The organism is Roseateles puraquae (assembly GCF_002205845.1).
Classification (GTDB): Bacteria; Pseudomonadota; Gammaproteobacteria; order Burkholderiales; family Burkholderiaceae_C; genus Pelomonas; species Pelomonas puraquae.
The window spans coordinates 18203-32684 of the sequence record NZ_NISI01000006.1 but is presented as its reverse complement, the minus strand read 5'-3'; the positions used below and the strand labels follow the sequence as shown (position 1 = coordinate 32684).

Genomic DNA, 14482 nt, shown 5'->3' with positions numbered 1-14482 from the left:
AGCTTGTTTACGCGATCATGCCTTCAGCACCCCATCCGCCTTGAACATCGCCTTGATGCCTCGCACGGCCTGGCGGATGCGTGACTCGTTCTCGATGAGCGCGAAGCGCACATGCCCGTCGCCGTGGTCGCCGAAGCCGATGCCGGGGGACACGCAGACCTTGGCCTTCTCCAGCAACTGCCGGGCGAATTCCAGCGAGCCGAGCTCGCGGTAGGGCTCGGGGATGCGGGCCCAGATGTACATGCTGGCCTTGGGGCAGTCCACGGCCCAGCCGGCTTCGGTGAGACCCTTGTAGAGCACGTCGCGGCGGCGCTGGTAGCTGGCGGCGATGTCTTTCACGCATTGCTGGTCGCCTTCCAGGGCGGCAATGGCGGCCACCTGCAGCGGCGTGAAGGTGCCGTAGTCGTGGTAGCTCTTGATGCGCGCCAGGGCCGCGACGAGGTCGGGGTTGCCCACCATGAAGCCCACCCGCCAGCCGGCCATGTTGTAGCTCTTGCTGAGGGTGAAGAACTCCACCGCCACGTCCTTGGCGCCGGGCACCTGCATGATGGACGGGGCCTCGTAGCCGTCGAACACGATGTCGGCATAGGCGAGGTCGTGCACGATGAGGATGTCGTGCTTCTTGGCCAGGGCCACGACGCGCTCGAAGAAGCTCAGCTCCACGCACTGCGCCGTCGGGTTGGACGGGAAGCCAAACACCATCATCTTGGGCTTGGGGTAGCTGCCGCGGATGGTCTTCTCCAGCTCGGCGAAGAAGTCGACTTCGCTGCTGACCGGGATGGCGCGGATGTCGGCACCGGCAATGACCGCGCCGTAGATGTGGATGGGGTAGCTCGGGTCGGGCACCAGCACCGTGTCGCCGCGGTCGAGTGTGGCGAGCATCAGGTGGGCCAGGCCTTCCTTGGAGCCGATGGTGACGATGGCCTCGGTGTCCGGGTTGATGTCCACGCCATAGCGGCGCTGGTACCAGTGCGAGATGGCGCGGCGCAGTCGCGGGATGCCCTTGCTGGCCGAGTAGCCGTGGGTGTCGGGTCGCTGGGCGACCTCGGCGAGCTTGGCGACGATGTGCGGCGGCGTGGCCCCGTCGGGGTTGCCCATGCTCATGTCGATGATGTCTTCCCCGCGGCGGCGGGCGGCGAGCTTGAGCTCGGCGGTGATGTTGAAGACGTAGGGCGGGAGGCGGTCGATGCGCGCGAAGCGGCGCTTGCCGCCGGTGGCGGAAGAGGCAGAGGTCATTGGCAGTGTCACGTGAGCGCCCGGAACCGTCCGAGCGACGTGGGCGGCGTGGCGCCGCACCGGGGCCGACTCTAGCAGCCGGCACGGCCTTCCTAGAATCACGTGATGAACACGTCTGCCGCCCCCATCGTCTGCATTGGCGGCCTCAACATCGATCGCAAGCTCAAGCTGCTGGCGCATGCGCTGGGCGGCTCGTCCAACCCCTGCGAGTCGCACGAGACGCCCGGCGGCGTGGTGCGCAATGTCGCGGAGAACCTGGCGCGCCTCGGGCTGCCGGTGGCGCTGGTCGCGGCCGTGGGCGATGACGCCGGCGGGCGCATGCTGCTGGAGCAGGCCGCCACCGTGGGCATCGACACGCGGGCCGTGATCCGCCTGCGCCGGCACGCCAGCGACAGCTACACCGCGGTGCTGGCCCCCGACGGCAGCCTGCAGCTCGGCCTGGCCGCCATGCCGCTGGTGGAGAGCCTCAATCCCTGGGCGCTTGAGGCCAGCAAGGCCTTGCGCTCAGGCGCCGCCCTCGTCGTGGCCGACGGCAACCTGCCCACCGACGCCTGGCCGCTGCTGCTGGCCGAGGCGCGCAGCAGCGGCATCCCGCTGGTGGGCGTGGCGGTGTCCGAGGCCAAGATGGAACGCCTGCCGGAGCGACTGGACGGGCTGCACCTGCTGGTCATGAATGCCGGTGAGCTCGCCACCATCGCGCCCGATCCTGTCGAGGCCTTCGATCGGCTGCATGCCCGCGGCGTGGGCTGCGTGCTGGTCTCCAAAGGCTCTGAGGGGCTGCTGCTGAGCACGCCGGGCCACGCGCCCCGCCACTGGCCCGCGCCGCAGGTGGACGTGGTGGACGTGACGGGTGCGGGCGATGCGTTGTCGGCCGGCGTCTGCGCGTCGCTGCTGCGCGCGCCCGACGACTTCGATGCCGCCGCCCGGCTGGGCCTGGCCCTGGCCGCACTCACGTTGCAGACCACCGACAGCGTCCATGCTGAACTCACCCCCGATTTCCTGCTGAACCGATGAACGAACTGATCCAACTCTCGCCCGAAGTGGCCGCCGCCCGTGCCCAGGGCCTGCCCGTGGTGGCACTCGAGTCCACCATCATTGCCCACGGCATGCCCTGGCCCCAGAACCTGGACACGGCCCGCGAGGTCGAGGCCGTGATCCGCGCCGAGGGGGCCGTGCCGGCCACCATCGCGGTCATCGGTGGGCGCATCCGCATCGGCCTGACGGAGGAGGAGCTCGCGCAGCTTGCGCAGGCGCCCGACGCGATGAAGCTCAGCCGCCGCGACCTGCCCTATGCGGTGGCCACGGGCCGCCTGGGCGCCACCACGGTGGCCGCCACCATGATCTGCGCTCACCTGGCCGGCATCGAGGTCTTCGTGACCGGCGGCATCGGCGGCGTGCACCGCGGCGGCCACGAGAGCTTCGACATCTCGGCCGACCTGCAAGAGCTGGCGCGCACGCCGGTGGCCGTGGTGTGTGCGGGGGCCAAGTCCATCCTCGACCTGGGGCTCACGCTGGAGTACCTCGAGACACACGGCGTGCCGGTGCTGTCGGTCGGGCAGGACAACTTCGCGGCCTTCTTCACCCCCGACAGCGGCCTGAAGGCCGACTTCCGCATGGACGATGCCGCCACCCAGGCCCGCTTCATCCGCGCCAAGTGGGCGCTCGGCCTGGGCGGGGGCGTGGTGGTGAGCAACCCGGTGCCGGCCGATCAGGCCATGCCGCGCGACCAGATCGACGCCATCACCGCCCAGGCGCTGGCGGAGGCCGATGCGCAGGGCATCACGGGCAAGGCGATCACGCCCTTCCTGCTCGGCCGCATCAAGGCCTTGACCGGCGGGCAGAGCCTCGCGACCAACATCGCGCTGGTCAAGCACAACGCGGTGGTGGGCGCCCGCCTGGCGCGCGCGCTGCAGAACTAAGCTCGAAAACCGCACATCAGAGGAGACCCCAGCAACCTGAGAGAAAAATGGCGCGGTTAAGCTGATATGTTTTTTCAGTCAACCCCCATTACTTTCGGCAGGCTTGCATGCGCGTGACCTCTCCCTGGGCCCATGGCGGCTCGATGCTGGTGCTCCTGGCCCTGTTGGCCGGTTGCGGTGGCAAAGACAACGCCGCCGCCGCTCCCGCGGGTGCAGCCAGTGCACCGCCGCAGAACGTCGGCGTGGTCAAGGTCCGGCAGGCGGATGTGCCCATCACGGTGGAGGCCAGCGGCACGGTCACCGCGTTGCAGAGCGTGGACCTGCGTGCGCAGACCACCAGCACGGTCGCCCAGGTGTTCGTCAAGGACGGGCAGAACGTCAAGAAGGGCGAGCTGCTGTTTCGCTTCGATGATCGCGCCGACCGCGCCGCGCTCGACAAGGCCCGCGCGCAGCTCGCTCGCGATCGCGCGAGCCTCGCCGACCTGGAGCGTCAATTCACGCGCGCCAAGGAGCTGAAGGCCCAGAACTTCATCGCGCAGAACGCGGTCGACACGGCGCAGGCCAACTTCGAGGCCGGCCAGGCCCTGGTGCGCAGCGACGAGGCCGCGGTGCAGGCCGCGCAGGTCAGCCTGAGCTACAACGAGCTGCGGGCGCCCATCAGCGGCCGCGCCGGCATCGTCAGCGTGTTCCCCGGCAGCCTGGTGCAGGCCAACGCCACGGCCGCGCCGCTGGTCAACATTGCGCAGATCGATCCCATCGGCATTGCCTTCACCGTGCCTGAGACCCAGCTCGGTTCGCTGCTGGCCGCCACGCGCGCCGGTGAGTTGAGCGTGGAGGCGCTGCCGCCGCCCGGCTCGGCCAAAGGCGCGCCGTCCATCAAGGGCCGCGTGACGGCGGTGGACAACCTCGTGGACTCGTCCACCGGCACCATCAAGGTCAAGGCCGAGTTCTCGAACGAGGCCCGCACGCTGTGGCCAGGCCAGTACCTGCGGGTGCGGGTCACGCTGCGCACGCTGCAGGGCGTGACGGTGGTGCCGCAGGCCGCGATCATCATGCGAGGCAATGAGCGTTCGGTCTATGTGGTGGGCCCGGACAACACCGCCAAGCTGGTGCCGGTGCAGCTGCGCCAGGCCATGGGCGAGCAGGTGGTGGTCGAGGGCCTGGAGGCCACGGCCCAGGTGGTGATGGAGGGCAAGCAGAACCTGCGTCCGGGCACACCGCTGCGCATCCAGCCCAGCGGCGGCGCGGCCGCAGCGGGCGCCTCGGCAGCATCGGCAGCCTCGGCCGCGACGGGCGCCAGCAAATGAGGTTGACGGAACTCTTCATCCGGCGGCCGGTCATGACCGTGCTGCTGAACCTGTCGCTGGTCATCGCTGGTCTCGCCGCCTGGAGCCGCATCCCGGTGGCGGCCCTGCCGTCCTACAACACGCCCATCATCAACGTCGGCGCCTCGCTGCCGGGCGCGTCGCCCGAGACGATGGCGTCGTCGGTGGCGCTGCCGCTGGAGAAGCAGTTCTCCACCATCGCCGGCCTGCAGACGATTTCGTCGACCAACACTCTGGGCAACACCTCCATCACGCTGGAGTTCGACCCGTCGCGCGACATCGACGCCGCCGCGGTGGACGTGCAGGCCGCGCTCTTCCGCAGCCTGCGCTCGTTGCCGGCGGAGATGACCTCGCCGCCCAACTACCGCAAGGTCAATCCGGCGGATGCGCCCGTGCTGCTGGTGGCGCTGACCTCGCCCTCCATCGACCTGACCGAACTCAACGACTACGCGGAGAACCTGCTGTCACCGGGCCTGTCGACCATCGACGGCGTGGCGCAGGTCTCCATCTATGGCCAGAAGCGTTACGCCGTGCGCATCAAGGTGCGCAACGACCTGCTCAACCAGCGCAACATCACGCTGGACGAGCTGCAGGCCGCGGTGAAGGCGGCAAATGCCAACACGCCGGTGGGCGTGCTCGACGGCTCGCGCCAGACGCTCACCATCCAGGCCAACCGCCAGCTGAAGAACGCCGCCGAGTTCGGCCGCATCGTGGTGGCCTCGCGCAATGGCGCGCCGGTGCTGCTGCGCGAGGTGGCCGAGGTGCAGGACAGCGTCGAGACGAGCAAGACCTACTCCACCTACCAGGGCGAGCGCTCCATCGTGCTGGCCATCCAGCGCCAGCCCGATGCCAACACCGTGCAGGTGGTGGACAAGGTCAAGGCCCTGCTGCCGCGGTATGCCGAGCAGATGCCGGCGTCCATCCAGATGCGCACGCTCAACGACCGCTCGGTGTCCATCCGCGAGTCGCTGCACGACGTGTACTTCACGCTGGCGCTGACGGTGGGCCTGGTGGTGCTGGTGATCTTCATCTTCCTGCGCCGTGCGGTGGCCACGCTGATCCCGACCGCCTCGCTGCCGATCTCGCTGATCGGCGCGCTGACGCTGCTGTATGCGCTCGGCTATTCGCTGGACAACATCTCGCTGCTGGGCATTACGCTGGCCGTGGGCCTGGTGGTGGACGACGCCATCGTGATGCTGGAGAACATCGTCCGCCACGTGGAAGACGGCATGAAGCCCTTCGACGCCGCGGTACGCGGCGCGCGCGAGATGGCCTTCACCATCCTGTCCATCTCGATCTCGCTGGTGGCGGTGCTGATTCCCATCTTCTTCATGCCCGGCGTCATCGGCCTGCTGTTCCACGAGTTCGCGGTGGTGGTGGGGCTGTCCATCCTGGTGTCGGCCGTCGTGTCGCTGACGCTCGTGCCGATGCTCTGCAGCCGGCTGCTCAAGGCCGATGAACACCACGAAGACGGGCTGCTGGGCCGGCTGTTCGAGCGCGGCTTCACGGCCACGCTGAATGCCTACACCCGCACGCTGGACCTGGCCCTGCGCTTTCGCGCCTGGGTGCTGGGCGTGGCCATCCTGAGCTTCGTTGCCACCGTGTGGTTCTACACCACCATTCCCAAGGGCTTCTTCCCTGAAGAGGACATCGGGCAGATCCAGGCCAGCACCGAAGCGGCCGAAGACACCTCGTTCGCGGCCATGGTGCAGCTGCAGGACCGGGTGGCGGCCATCGTGCGCAACGACCCCAACGTGCTGGCGTTGAGCTCGGCCGTGGGCGGCGGGCCCTCGGGCAGCGCCACCAACACGGGCCGTATGTTCATCAACCTCAAGCCTCGCGCTGACCGCGAAGCCATGCCCAAGGTGCTGGAAGGCCTGCGCAAGAAGCTGCGTGCGGTGCCGGGCATCCAGGTCTACCTGCGGCCGGTGCAGAACCTGCAGCTGGGTGGCCGGCAGAGCAAGAGCCGCTACCAGTACACGCTGCAATCGGTGTCGGCGGGCGAGCTCAACACCTGGGCCGTGAAGCTGCAGGAGAAGCTGCGCAGCGACGAGCGCTTCCGCGACGTGACCAGCGACTCCCAGATGCGCGGCCTGCAGGCCAGCCTCGTCATCGACCGCGAGCGCGCGTCGCTGCTCGGCGTGCAGATGCAGGACCTGCGCAATGCGCTGTACGGCGCCTTTGGTGAGCGGCAGGTGTCCAGCATCTATGCCGAGAGCAACACCTACCAGGTCATCATGGAGGCGGGTGACGACGACCGCAGCAGCGAGGCGGCCTTCGACAAGATCTACCTGCGCGGCAAGAACGGCGCGCAGGTGCCGCTGAGCGCCTTCGCCACCGTGCAGCGCACGCTGGGCCCCACGGCGGTCAACCACCAGGGGCAGCTGCAGGCGGTGACCATCAGCTTCAACCTGGCGCCGAACGTGCCGCTGGGCGACGCCACCAAGCAGATCACCGCGTTCACGCAGGAGATCAAGCTGCCCTCCAGCATCATCACGAGCTATGGCGGCGATGCGGCGGTGTTCCAGGACTCCCAGGGTGGCCAGCTGCTGCTCATCGGCCTGGCGGTGGCGGTCATCTATGTGCTGCTGGGCGTGCTCTACGAGAGCTATATCCACCCCATCACCATCCTGGCCGGCCTGCCCTCGGCCGCGGTGGGGGCGTTGATCACGCTGCAGCTCTTCGGCATGGAGCTGACCATCATCGCGACCATCGGCATCGTGATGCTGATCGGCATCGTGAAGAAGAACGCGATCATGATGATCGACTTCGCGCTGGACGTGCAGCGCAGCCAGGGCCTGGCACCGGCCGAGGCCATCCGGCAGGCTTGCATCCTGCGCTTCCGGCCCATCATGATGACGACGCTGGCGGCCTTGATGGGCGCGCTGCCGATCGCGCTCGGTCTCGGGGCAGGGGCCGAGTTGCGCCAGCCGCTGGGCCTGGCGGTGGTGGGCGGCCTCATCCTGTCGCAGGCCGTGACGCTCTACATCACGCCGGTCATCTACCTGGCGCTGGACCGCTTCAGCGGCAGCGGGCCGGACATGCGCGAGGTGGCAGACTTCGAAAGCAAGGCGGTCTAGACAGGTCCGCCCCCTGCCGGCTGCGCCGGCCCCCTGTCGAGATGAAGGGGGCGCCGTTGGCGGAACGGCGGAGCCGGTTCCGCGACGGCTGCTGGTTCACCTGTTCGACGCGACGGGGGTTCAGCGCAGGCGCAGGCGGCCCTCGCGGCTTTCGGCCAGCAGGCGCGTCGCGGCGCGCTCGATCATGCCGATGACGGCATCAAAACCTGCCACCGGGCCGAAGTAGGGGTCGGGGATGTCCTGGCCGGCCATCTCCGGCAGGAAGTCGGTCAGCATCAGGATGCGGGCCTGGTGCTCAGGCGCGGCCTGCTTGCGCAAGGCCTGCACGTGCTCGGCTTCCATCGCCAGCACGAGGTCGTACTGGCCGAGCTGCTCGGGGTCCACGCGGCGGGAGCGCCAGCGGCGCTCCAGGCCGTACTTGTGGCGCTCCAGGGCCGCGGCGGCTCGTGCGTCGACCGGGCCACCCCGCGGGTCGGCGTGCACACCCGCCGACGCGACGGTCTTGAACACCTCGCCGAGCCTGGCCTTGAAGATGGCCTCGGCCATCGGCGAGCGGCAGATGTTGGCGGTGCAGACGAGCAGGACGGCGGCCATAGATAGAGGTTCAGTTTCGCGGGACGAGCGCCGGGCCGCTCCCAAGCCGGCCCGTCATGGCGATGTGCTTGCTGGTCAATCCGGCGAGCATCGCTGCCCCCTCGGGGGGCCGGCCAAGGTACTCCTTGGACGAGGGGCTCACAGTGTCGCCAATTCGGCACGCATGGCGTCAATGACGGCGCGGTAGTCGGGCTTGCCGAAGATGGCGGAGCCGGCCACGAAGGTGTCGGCGCCCGCAGCGGCGATCTCGCGGATGTTGTCCACCTTCACGCCGCCGTCGATCTCCAGGCGGATGTCGCGGCCACTGGCGCTGATGATCTCGCGCGCCTTCTTCAGCTTGGCCAGGGCGCTGGGAATGAAGCTCTGGCCGCCGAAGCCGGGGTTCACGCTCATCAGCAGCACGACGTCGACCTTGTCGATCACCCACTCCAGCACGTCCAACGGCGTGGCCGGGTTGAACACCAGGCCAGCCTGCTTGCCTTCGGCCTTGATCAGTTGCAGCGTGCGATCCACGTGTGCACTGGCTTCGGGGTGGAAGGTCACCACATCGGCGCCCGCGCGGCAGAACGCCTGCGCCAGCGAGTCGACCGGCTGCACCATCAGGTGCACGTCGATGACGGCAGGGCTGCCGTCGGGCTTGACGGCATGCTTGCGCAGCGCCTCGCAGACCATCGGTCCGAAGGTCAGGTTGGGCACGTAATGGTTGTCCATCACGTCGAAGTGGATCCAGTCGGCGCCGGCCGCGAGAACGTTGCGGACCTCCTCGCCCAGGCGGGCGAAATCGGCGGACAGGAGGCTGGGGGCGATGCGGTAATCAGGGGCGGCCATGCCCCGAATTCTAGGAGGGGTGTCGGCAGGGCTCTCAGCCCGCCAGACCCTTGAAGCAGGTGGTGACCAGCCAGTCCACGATCTGTGCATCGCTGTGGGCGCCGCTGGCGCGCAGCACGCCCAGCACCGGGTCGCAGGCGCGGGCGAAGAGGGTGTAGAGCACCAGCTCCGGCGGCAGGGCCGCATTCAGATGACCCTGGCCCTGCGCCTCCAGGATCCAGCCGCCCAGTTCGTCGGACAGCTGCACCAGCCGGTCCATGTAGGCCTTGTCGCCCACGAGCGCCGCCCGCAGCGTGGAGTTCTGCGAGGGCAGGGCGGGCATCTGGCCGGCAATCTGCTGCTCGTAGGCCCAGCGGGCCACCGCCTGCAGCCGGCCCAGCGCATTCAGCTCAAGGCCGCGCAGGCGCGCCAGTTCATCCAGCGCCCGGTCCAGCACCTTGACCATGGCCGCTGCAGCCAGCTCTTCCTTGGAGGTGAAGTGCTTGTACAGGCTGGCCTTGGCAATGCCGACGTCGGCAACCACCTCGTCCACCGTCATGGCCTCGAAGCCCTTTTCAGCCAGCAGCCGGTTTACCGACTCAACGATGGCGTCCTCGCGGGCTTGCAGGAATTGCTCTCGGAAACGGGGGCGGGCGGCAGACATGGGCCAATTCTAGGGGGACCGGTCATCTCCTGTACTCAATGGTCCCTTTTGAAAACAGGTGTTTCAGTAAATAGACCACACGGTTGACTATGTGAACTGATCAGTTCACATTGCAGGCATTCGAGTTTTTAGACGGGGTGCCTCATGCTGAACGCCTGGAAGTCGTGGCTGCCGACCTGGCAGCTGTCGCTGATGCCGCCATCGCCCTCGGCGCCGCCGCCCAGCTGCAGCTGGCTGGATGCCGCCATGCGCCAGGCTGACCTGGGAGCGCTGCTGCAGGCGCCTTTCGGCACCACGCTGCTCGCGCCGACCGATGAGGCGCTGAGCGCCGCCGGCTTGCAGCCCGCCGAGATGTCGCCCGAAGCCCTGCAGCGCTGGATGCTCGGGCACCTCACGCTGGCCTCGCCCCAGGAAGACGGCCTGCTGCCGCTGCTCAACGGCAGCCTGCTGCGCCGCGCCGAACAGGGCCCGGGCTGGGTGGATGCCGAAGGCCAGGCCGTGCGGCTGCTGGGGCGTGCGCAAATGCGGCGCCAGCTGCGCGTGCAGGCGATCGACCGGCCGTTGAGCGCGTCGACCCAGACCCTGTGGCAGCGCGTGTCCTGCGACCCCGGCCTCGCGCGCCTCGCGGGTGCCCTGGAGCGCTGCGGCCTGCATCACCTGCTCGCTTCGGGCGGGCCATTCACGCTGATCGCGCCCAGCGACGCCGGCCTGGACCGGGCGGCCGCGCGCCTGGGCCTCAGCCCGGCCGCGTTCTGGCAGGACACCGAGCGGCTGCGCGCGTTGCTGCTCCATCACATCGTGCCCGGCCGCTGGGCCAGCAGTGAGCTGCCCTGGTCGGGCCAGCTGCGCACCTTGGGCGACGGCGCCTTGAGCCTGGAAGCCCTGGGTCTGCTGCGCAGCGGTGACCTGAGCCTGCCGCTCTCGCGTGGCAGCGATCAGCCCTGCAGCAATGGCGTGCTGCACCGCTTGACGGAGGCGCTGCTGCCGCCCTGCGTCGACGCCTGACCCCGGCGGGCCCGCGGCCCCGTTGATCGAAATTCAACCCACGCACGGTGCCATTAGTGGCGCCGCGGCTTCACTCACCCCTGCATCACATCAGGAGACTCCGATGCGACTGTTCAACTGGTTCAAAGGCCTGTTCATGGCCAGCCTGCTGTCCGGCCTCGCGGCCTGCGGCGGCGGCAGTGACAACACCACGCCCAACTTCGTGGACCTGGCGCGAGGTGACGCCCGCTTCAGCATCCTGGCCGAGGCCATCGAGGCGGGCGACCTCACCGGCACCCTGACCGGCCCGGGGCCCTACACCGTGTTCGCGCCGACCGATGCCGCCTTCGCGGCCCTGCTGACCGAGCTGAACATCACCAAGGCCCAGCTGCTGGCCGACAAGACGCTGCTGCGCACGGTGCTGCAGTACCACGTCGTGGCCGGCGCCGTGCCCAAGGCGGCGGTGCCGCTGGGCAAGGCGATCACGCCCGTGGGGGGCGGCTTTTTCAAGGTCGACCTCCAGGGCAGCGCCCTGGTCGTCACCGACGGCCGCAACCGCACGGCCACCATCACGCAGACCGACGTGATGGCCAGCAACGGTGTGCTGCACGCCATCGACAAGGTGCTGCTGCCGGCCAACCTGAACATCGTGCAGACCGCGCAGGCCGTGCCGGCGTTCAGCACGCTGGTGGAAGCCGTGGTGGCCGCCAACCTGCAGGGCACGCTGTCGGGCACAGGCCCGTTCACGGTGTTCGCGCCGACGAATGCCGCCTTCAGCGCCGCGCTGACCGAGCTGGGCGTCAGCAAGGCCGCGCTGTTCGCCGACACCGCGCTGCTGACCAAGATCCTCACCTACCACGTCGTGCCGGGCCGCGTGCTCAAGGCTGACGTGCCGGTGGGCTCTGCCGTCACGACGGTGGAAGGCCAGAGCTTCACGGTCGATGCCAGCCTGGCCATCACCGACCGCCTCGGGCGCAAGGCCGCCATCACCGGCACCGACGTGCTGACGAGCAATGGCGTCGTCCACACCATCGACAAGGTCATCCTGCCGAGCGACATCACCCTGCCGAGCCAGCGCACCCTGGTGCAGCAGATGCAGGCCATGCCGCAGTTCAGCATCCTGGTCGAGGCCGTCGTGGCGGCCAACCTGCAGGATGCACTGTCTGGCGCCGGCCCGCTGACGGTGTTCGCTCCGACCAACACCGCCTTCGCGGCCCTGCTGACCGAGCTCGGCGTCACCAAGGACCAGTTGCTGGCCAACAAGCCGCTGCTGACCGCCGTGCTGCAGTACCACGTGCTGGGCAACCAGGTGCTGAGCACCCAGGTGCCGGTGGGCAAGGCCATCACGCCGCTGGCGGGTGGCATCTTCAAGATCGACACCTCGGGCAGCAGCCTGGTCGTGACTGACGGTCGCAACCGCCGCGCCACGATTGGCTTCACCGACCTGCGCGTGAAGAACGGCGTCATCCACTCGCTGGACAAGGTGCTGCTGCCGGCCAACCAGAACATCGTGCAGACGGCCCAGTCGCTGCCGCAGTTCAGCATCCTGGTGGAGGCCGTCGTGGCCGCCGGCCTGCAGGACGCCCTTGCCGCGCCCGGCCCGCTCACCGTCTTTGCGCCGACCAACGACGCCTTCGCCGCGCTGCTGACCGAGCTGGGCGTCAGCAAGGCTGACCTGCTGGCCAACAAGACGCTGCTCACCCAGGTGCTGACCTACCACGTGGTGCCCGGCCTGGTGCTCAAGGCCGATGTGCCGCTGAACACACCCATCACCACGCTGCAGGGTGACAGCTTCAGCATCAACGCGAGCCTGGCCATCACCGACCAGCGCGCCCGCCGCGCCAACATCACCACCACCGACGTGCTGACCAGCAACGGCGTCATCCACGTCATCGACAAGGTGATCCTGCCGCGTCCCTGATCTCCGCCCGGGACGGCCGGTCACGGTCGTCCCGTTTCCTTCCCTCCCTCCCTTGAAAGCTCAATCCATGAAGAAGTTCATCGCTCTCGCCGCCTTCGCTCTGGCCGCTGCCGGTGCCCAGGCCAAGGACATCGTCGACACCGCCGTCGCTGCCGGCAACTTCAAGACCCTCGCTACCGCGCTGCAGGCCGCCGGCTTGGTGGACACGCTCAAGGGCCCGGGCCCGTTCACGGTGTTCGCGCCGACCGATGCGGCCTTCGCCAAGATCCCCAAGGCTGACCTGGACGCGCTGCTGAAGGACAAGGCCAAGCTCACCGCCGTGCTGACCTACCACGTCGTGCCGGGCAAGGTCATGGCCAAGGACGTGAAGGCCGGCAAGGTCAAGACCGTGCAGGGCAGCGAGCTGACCGTGTCAACCTCGGGCGGCGTGATGGTGGACAACGCCAAGGTCACGGCGACCGACATCGCCGCCGACAACGGCGTCATCCACGTCATCGACACCGTCGTGATCCCGAAGTAATCACGCCATCAACCCACCAGGCAGCCGCCACGCCAACGCGTTGGCGGCTGCTGCCGTCTTGGAGGCTTGCCCCATGCTGAGCCGACTCTTGTCCCTGCTGCTGTTGACCATGGCCACTGCCGCCCACGCGATCGAACAACCCCGCTACCAGGTGCTTCAGTCCGACGGCGCCTTCGAGCTGCGGCAGTACGAGCCCATGCTCGTGGCCCATGTCGAGGTCGAGGGGGATGCCAGCGGGGCCCGCAACGCGGGCTTTCGGCTGCTGGCCGGCTACATCTTTGGCGGCAACCAGGGGCAGCGCAAGATCGAGATGACCGCCCCCGTCACCCAGGCGGCCGCGCCCGCGGGCGAGAAGATCGCGATGACCGCGCCCGTCACGCAGAGCGCCACGGCCGCGGGCCGCTGGCGGGTCAGCTTCATGATGCCGAGCGCGTTCACGCTGGACACGCTGCCGGTGCCCAACGATGCGCGGGTGAAGTTCGAGGTGCTGCCCGGCGAGAAGCGGGCCGCGGTGCGGTTCGACGGCTTCTCTACCGACAGCAACCTGGGCCGCCACCGTGCGCTGCTCGAAGCCTGGGTGCAACAGCAGGGCCTGAAGCCCTCAGGAGAGTTCGTCAGCGCCTTCTACAACGACCCGTTCACCCTGCCCTGGAACCGCCGCAACGAATGGTGGGTGCCGGTGGAGTGACGTGCTGGTGGCTGCGGGTCGCGCGGCGCAGCCGTCAGCTGCGGCCGAACACGCGCTCCTGGTCGGCCTTCCGGTCGGCCGCCACCTTCTGGGCATGCGGTCGTTCGCCGATCATCTTGGCGTAGGACTTCCAGTCGACGCCACCTGCGGCGAGCAAGTCTTCGCCGAGCACGATCTTGGTCGCCTGGGCCACCAGCGGCAGGCTGACCCAGGCCGCGCAGTCGGCCATCGTGAACTGGTCGCCCGCGACGTAGGGGCCAAACTTCGCCAGGCGCTTGAACGCTGCGATGTTGGCCGGCAGCACGCGGGCCACGCGCTGCTTGGTGCCGTCGCTGACCTTCCCGCCGAAGAAGGCCTCGGCATAGAGCTCGCGGGCCACCAGCTCCAGGTGCAGCTCCACATACGTGATCAGCTCGCGCACCTTGGCGGCGGCATAGGGGTCGGCAGGCACGAGGCGCGGCGTGTCGGGGTAGGCCGCTTCCAGGAAGTCCATGATGACCTGGCTCTCGCACAGCGCGCCTTGTGCCGTCTTGATGAAAGGCACCTTGCCCAGCGGCGTGCAGGCCAGCACGGCCTCGTCGTCGGAATGGGTCTTGACGTAGTCCTCGGTGAAGGGGATGCCCTTCTCCAGCAGCGCGAGCTTGACCTTGTTGTAGTAGTTCGAGAGCGGAATGCCGCAAAGCGTGATCATCGGGAGTCTCCTTGAAGAAGGCGCAGTCTAGGCAGGCGCCAGGCCGTTGGCTG

General features: G+C 68.6%; 13 protein-coding genes. 8 read left to right on the top strand and 5 right to left on the bottom strand.

Annotated features, from left to right (window positions below; all coding sequences use genetic code 11):
* Positions 1-15: 15 nt before the first annotated feature.
* Positions 16-1236 (bottom strand): alanine transaminase, encoded by a 1221-nt coding sequence (gene alaC / locus CDO81_RS15230; protein ID WP_088484091.1) that lies wholly within the window; start codon positions 1234-1236, stop codon positions 16-18.
* Between the two features lie 105 nt (positions 1237-1341).
* Between alaC and CDO81_RS15225 the strand changes: the two genes are divergently transcribed.
* The 4 genes from CDO81_RS15225 (at position 1342) to CDO81_RS15210 (ending at position 7560) form a co-directional block, all read left to right on the top strand.
* Positions 1342-2250 carry a carbohydrate kinase family protein gene (locus CDO81_RS15225; protein WP_088484090.1) on the top strand — a complete coding sequence of 303 codons (909 nt, stop codon included), beginning with the start codon at positions 1342-1344 and terminating at the stop codon, positions 2248-2250.
* Positions 2247-3155, top strand: coding sequence for a pseudouridine-5'-phosphate glycosidase (locus tag CDO81_RS15220; protein WP_088484089.1), 909 nt, complete (start codon positions 2247-2249; stop codon positions 3153-3155). The genes CDO81_RS15225 and CDO81_RS15220 overlap by 4 nt, the downstream gene beginning before the upstream one ends.
* A 113-nt stretch (positions 3156-3268) precedes the next feature.
* The gene (locus tag CDO81_RS15215; protein ID WP_158218297.1) at positions 3269-4462 is read left to right on the top strand and encodes an efflux RND transporter periplasmic adaptor subunit; all 1194 of its coding nucleotides are present in this window, start codon (positions 3269-3271) and stop codon (positions 4460-4462) included.
* Positions 4459-7560 (top strand): efflux RND transporter permease subunit, encoded by a 3102-nt coding sequence (locus CDO81_RS15210; RefSeq protein WP_088484087.1) that lies wholly within the window; start codon positions 4459-4461, stop codon positions 7558-7560. The genes CDO81_RS15215 and CDO81_RS15210 overlap by 4 nt, the downstream gene beginning before the upstream one ends.
* 120 nt (positions 7561-7680) lie before the next feature.
* On the opposite strand, the gene CDO81_RS15205 is transcribed toward CDO81_RS15210, so the two are convergent.
* The 3 genes from CDO81_RS15205 to CDO81_RS15195 all read right to left on the bottom strand — a co-directional run bounded on the left by CDO81_RS15205 (position 7681) and on the right by CDO81_RS15195 (position 9625).
* On the bottom strand, positions 7681-8154 hold the full coding sequence (locus tag CDO81_RS15205) for a low molecular weight protein-tyrosine-phosphatase (RefSeq protein ID WP_088484086.1): 474 nt from the start codon (positions 8152-8154) through the stop codon (positions 7681-7683).
* 138 nt (positions 8155-8292) lie between these two features.
* Positions 8293-8982 carry a ribulose-phosphate 3-epimerase gene (gene rpe, locus CDO81_RS15200; protein WP_088484085.1) on the bottom strand — a complete coding sequence of 230 codons (690 nt, stop codon included), beginning with the start codon at positions 8980-8982 and terminating at the stop codon, positions 8293-8295.
* Between the two features lie 34 nt (positions 8983-9016).
* The gene (locus CDO81_RS15195; RefSeq protein WP_088484084.1) at positions 9017-9625 is read right to left on the bottom strand and encodes a TetR/AcrR family transcriptional regulator; all 609 of its coding nucleotides are present in this window, start codon (positions 9623-9625) and stop codon (positions 9017-9019) included.
* A gap of 144 nt (positions 9626-9769) precedes the next feature.
* Here CDO81_RS15195 and CDO81_RS15190 point away from each other — a divergent pair, with 144 nt between their 5' ends.
* The 4 genes from CDO81_RS15190 (at position 9770) to CDO81_RS15170 (ending at position 13738) form a co-directional block, all read left to right on the top strand.
* Positions 9770-10630 carry a fasciclin domain-containing protein gene (locus tag CDO81_RS15190; protein ID WP_088484083.1) on the top strand — a complete coding sequence of 287 codons (861 nt, stop codon included), beginning with the start codon at positions 9770-9772 and terminating at the stop codon, positions 10628-10630.
* Positions 10631-10733: 103 nt separating this feature from the next.
* Positions 10734-12530 carry a fasciclin domain-containing protein gene (locus CDO81_RS29235; protein WP_338139977.1) on the top strand — a complete coding sequence of 599 codons (1797 nt, stop codon included), beginning with the start codon at positions 10734-10736 and terminating at the stop codon, positions 12528-12530.
* A gap of 67 nt (positions 12531-12597) precedes the next feature.
* Positions 12598-13050 carry a fasciclin domain-containing protein gene (locus tag CDO81_RS15175; RefSeq protein WP_088484082.1) on the top strand — a complete coding sequence of 151 codons (453 nt, stop codon included), beginning with the start codon at positions 12598-12600 and terminating at the stop codon, positions 13048-13050.
* A gap of 73 nt (positions 13051-13123) precedes the next feature.
* A complete protein-coding gene (locus tag CDO81_RS15170; RefSeq protein ID WP_088484081.1) occupies positions 13124-13738 on the top strand; it encodes an SOUL family heme-binding protein in 615 nt (204 codons plus the stop codon).
* 34 nt (positions 13739-13772) lie between these two features.
* On the opposite strand, the gene CDO81_RS15165 is transcribed toward CDO81_RS15170, so the two are convergent.
* Positions 13773-14429: a glutathione S-transferase gene (locus CDO81_RS15165; RefSeq protein WP_088484080.1), complete on the bottom strand. Its 657-nt coding sequence runs from the start codon at positions 14427-14429 to the stop codon at positions 13773-13775.
* Positions 14430-14482 lie beyond the last annotated feature (53 nt).

Coding starts and splice junctions, on each gene's coding strand:
- alaC (WP_088484091.1), bottom strand. CDS start 1,236: ATGACCTCTGCCTCTTCCGCCACCGGCGGCAAGCGCCGCTTCGCGCGC.
- CDO81_RS15225 (WP_088484090.1), top strand. CDS start 1,342: ATGAACACGTCTGCCGCCCCCATCGTCTGCATTGGCGGCCTCAACATC.
- CDO81_RS15220 (WP_088484089.1), top strand. CDS start 2,247: ATGAACGAACTGATCCAACTCTCGCCCGAAGTGGCCGCCGCCCGTGCC.
- CDO81_RS15210 (WP_088484087.1), top strand. CDS start 4,459: ATGAGGTTGACGGAACTCTTCATCCGGCGGCCGGTCATGACCGTGCTG.
- CDO81_RS15205 (WP_088484086.1), bottom strand. CDS start 8,154: ATGGCCGCCGTCCTGCTCGTCTGCACCGCCAACATCTGCCGCTCGCCG.
- rpe (WP_088484085.1), bottom strand. CDS start 8,982: ATGGCCGCCCCTGATTACCGCATCGCCCCCAGCCTCCTGTCCGCCGAT.
- CDO81_RS15195 (WP_088484084.1), bottom strand. CDS start 9,625: ATGTCTGCCGCCCGCCCCCGTTTCCGAGAGCAATTCCTGCAAGCCCGC.
- CDO81_RS15190 (WP_088484083.1), top strand. CDS start 9,770: ATGCTGAACGCCTGGAAGTCGTGGCTGCCGACCTGGCAGCTGTCGCTG.
- CDO81_RS29235 (WP_338139977.1), top strand. CDS start 10,734: ATGCGACTGTTCAACTGGTTCAAAGGCCTGTTCATGGCCAGCCTGCTG.
- CDO81_RS15175 (WP_088484082.1), top strand. CDS start 12,598: ATGAAGAAGTTCATCGCTCTCGCCGCCTTCGCTCTGGCCGCTGCCGGT.
- CDO81_RS15170 (WP_088484081.1), top strand. CDS start 13,124: ATGCTGAGCCGACTCTTGTCCCTGCTGCTGTTGACCATGGCCACTGCC.
- CDO81_RS15165 (WP_088484080.1), bottom strand. CDS start 14,429: ATGATCACGCTTTGCGGCATTCCGCTCTCGAACTACTACAACAAGGTC.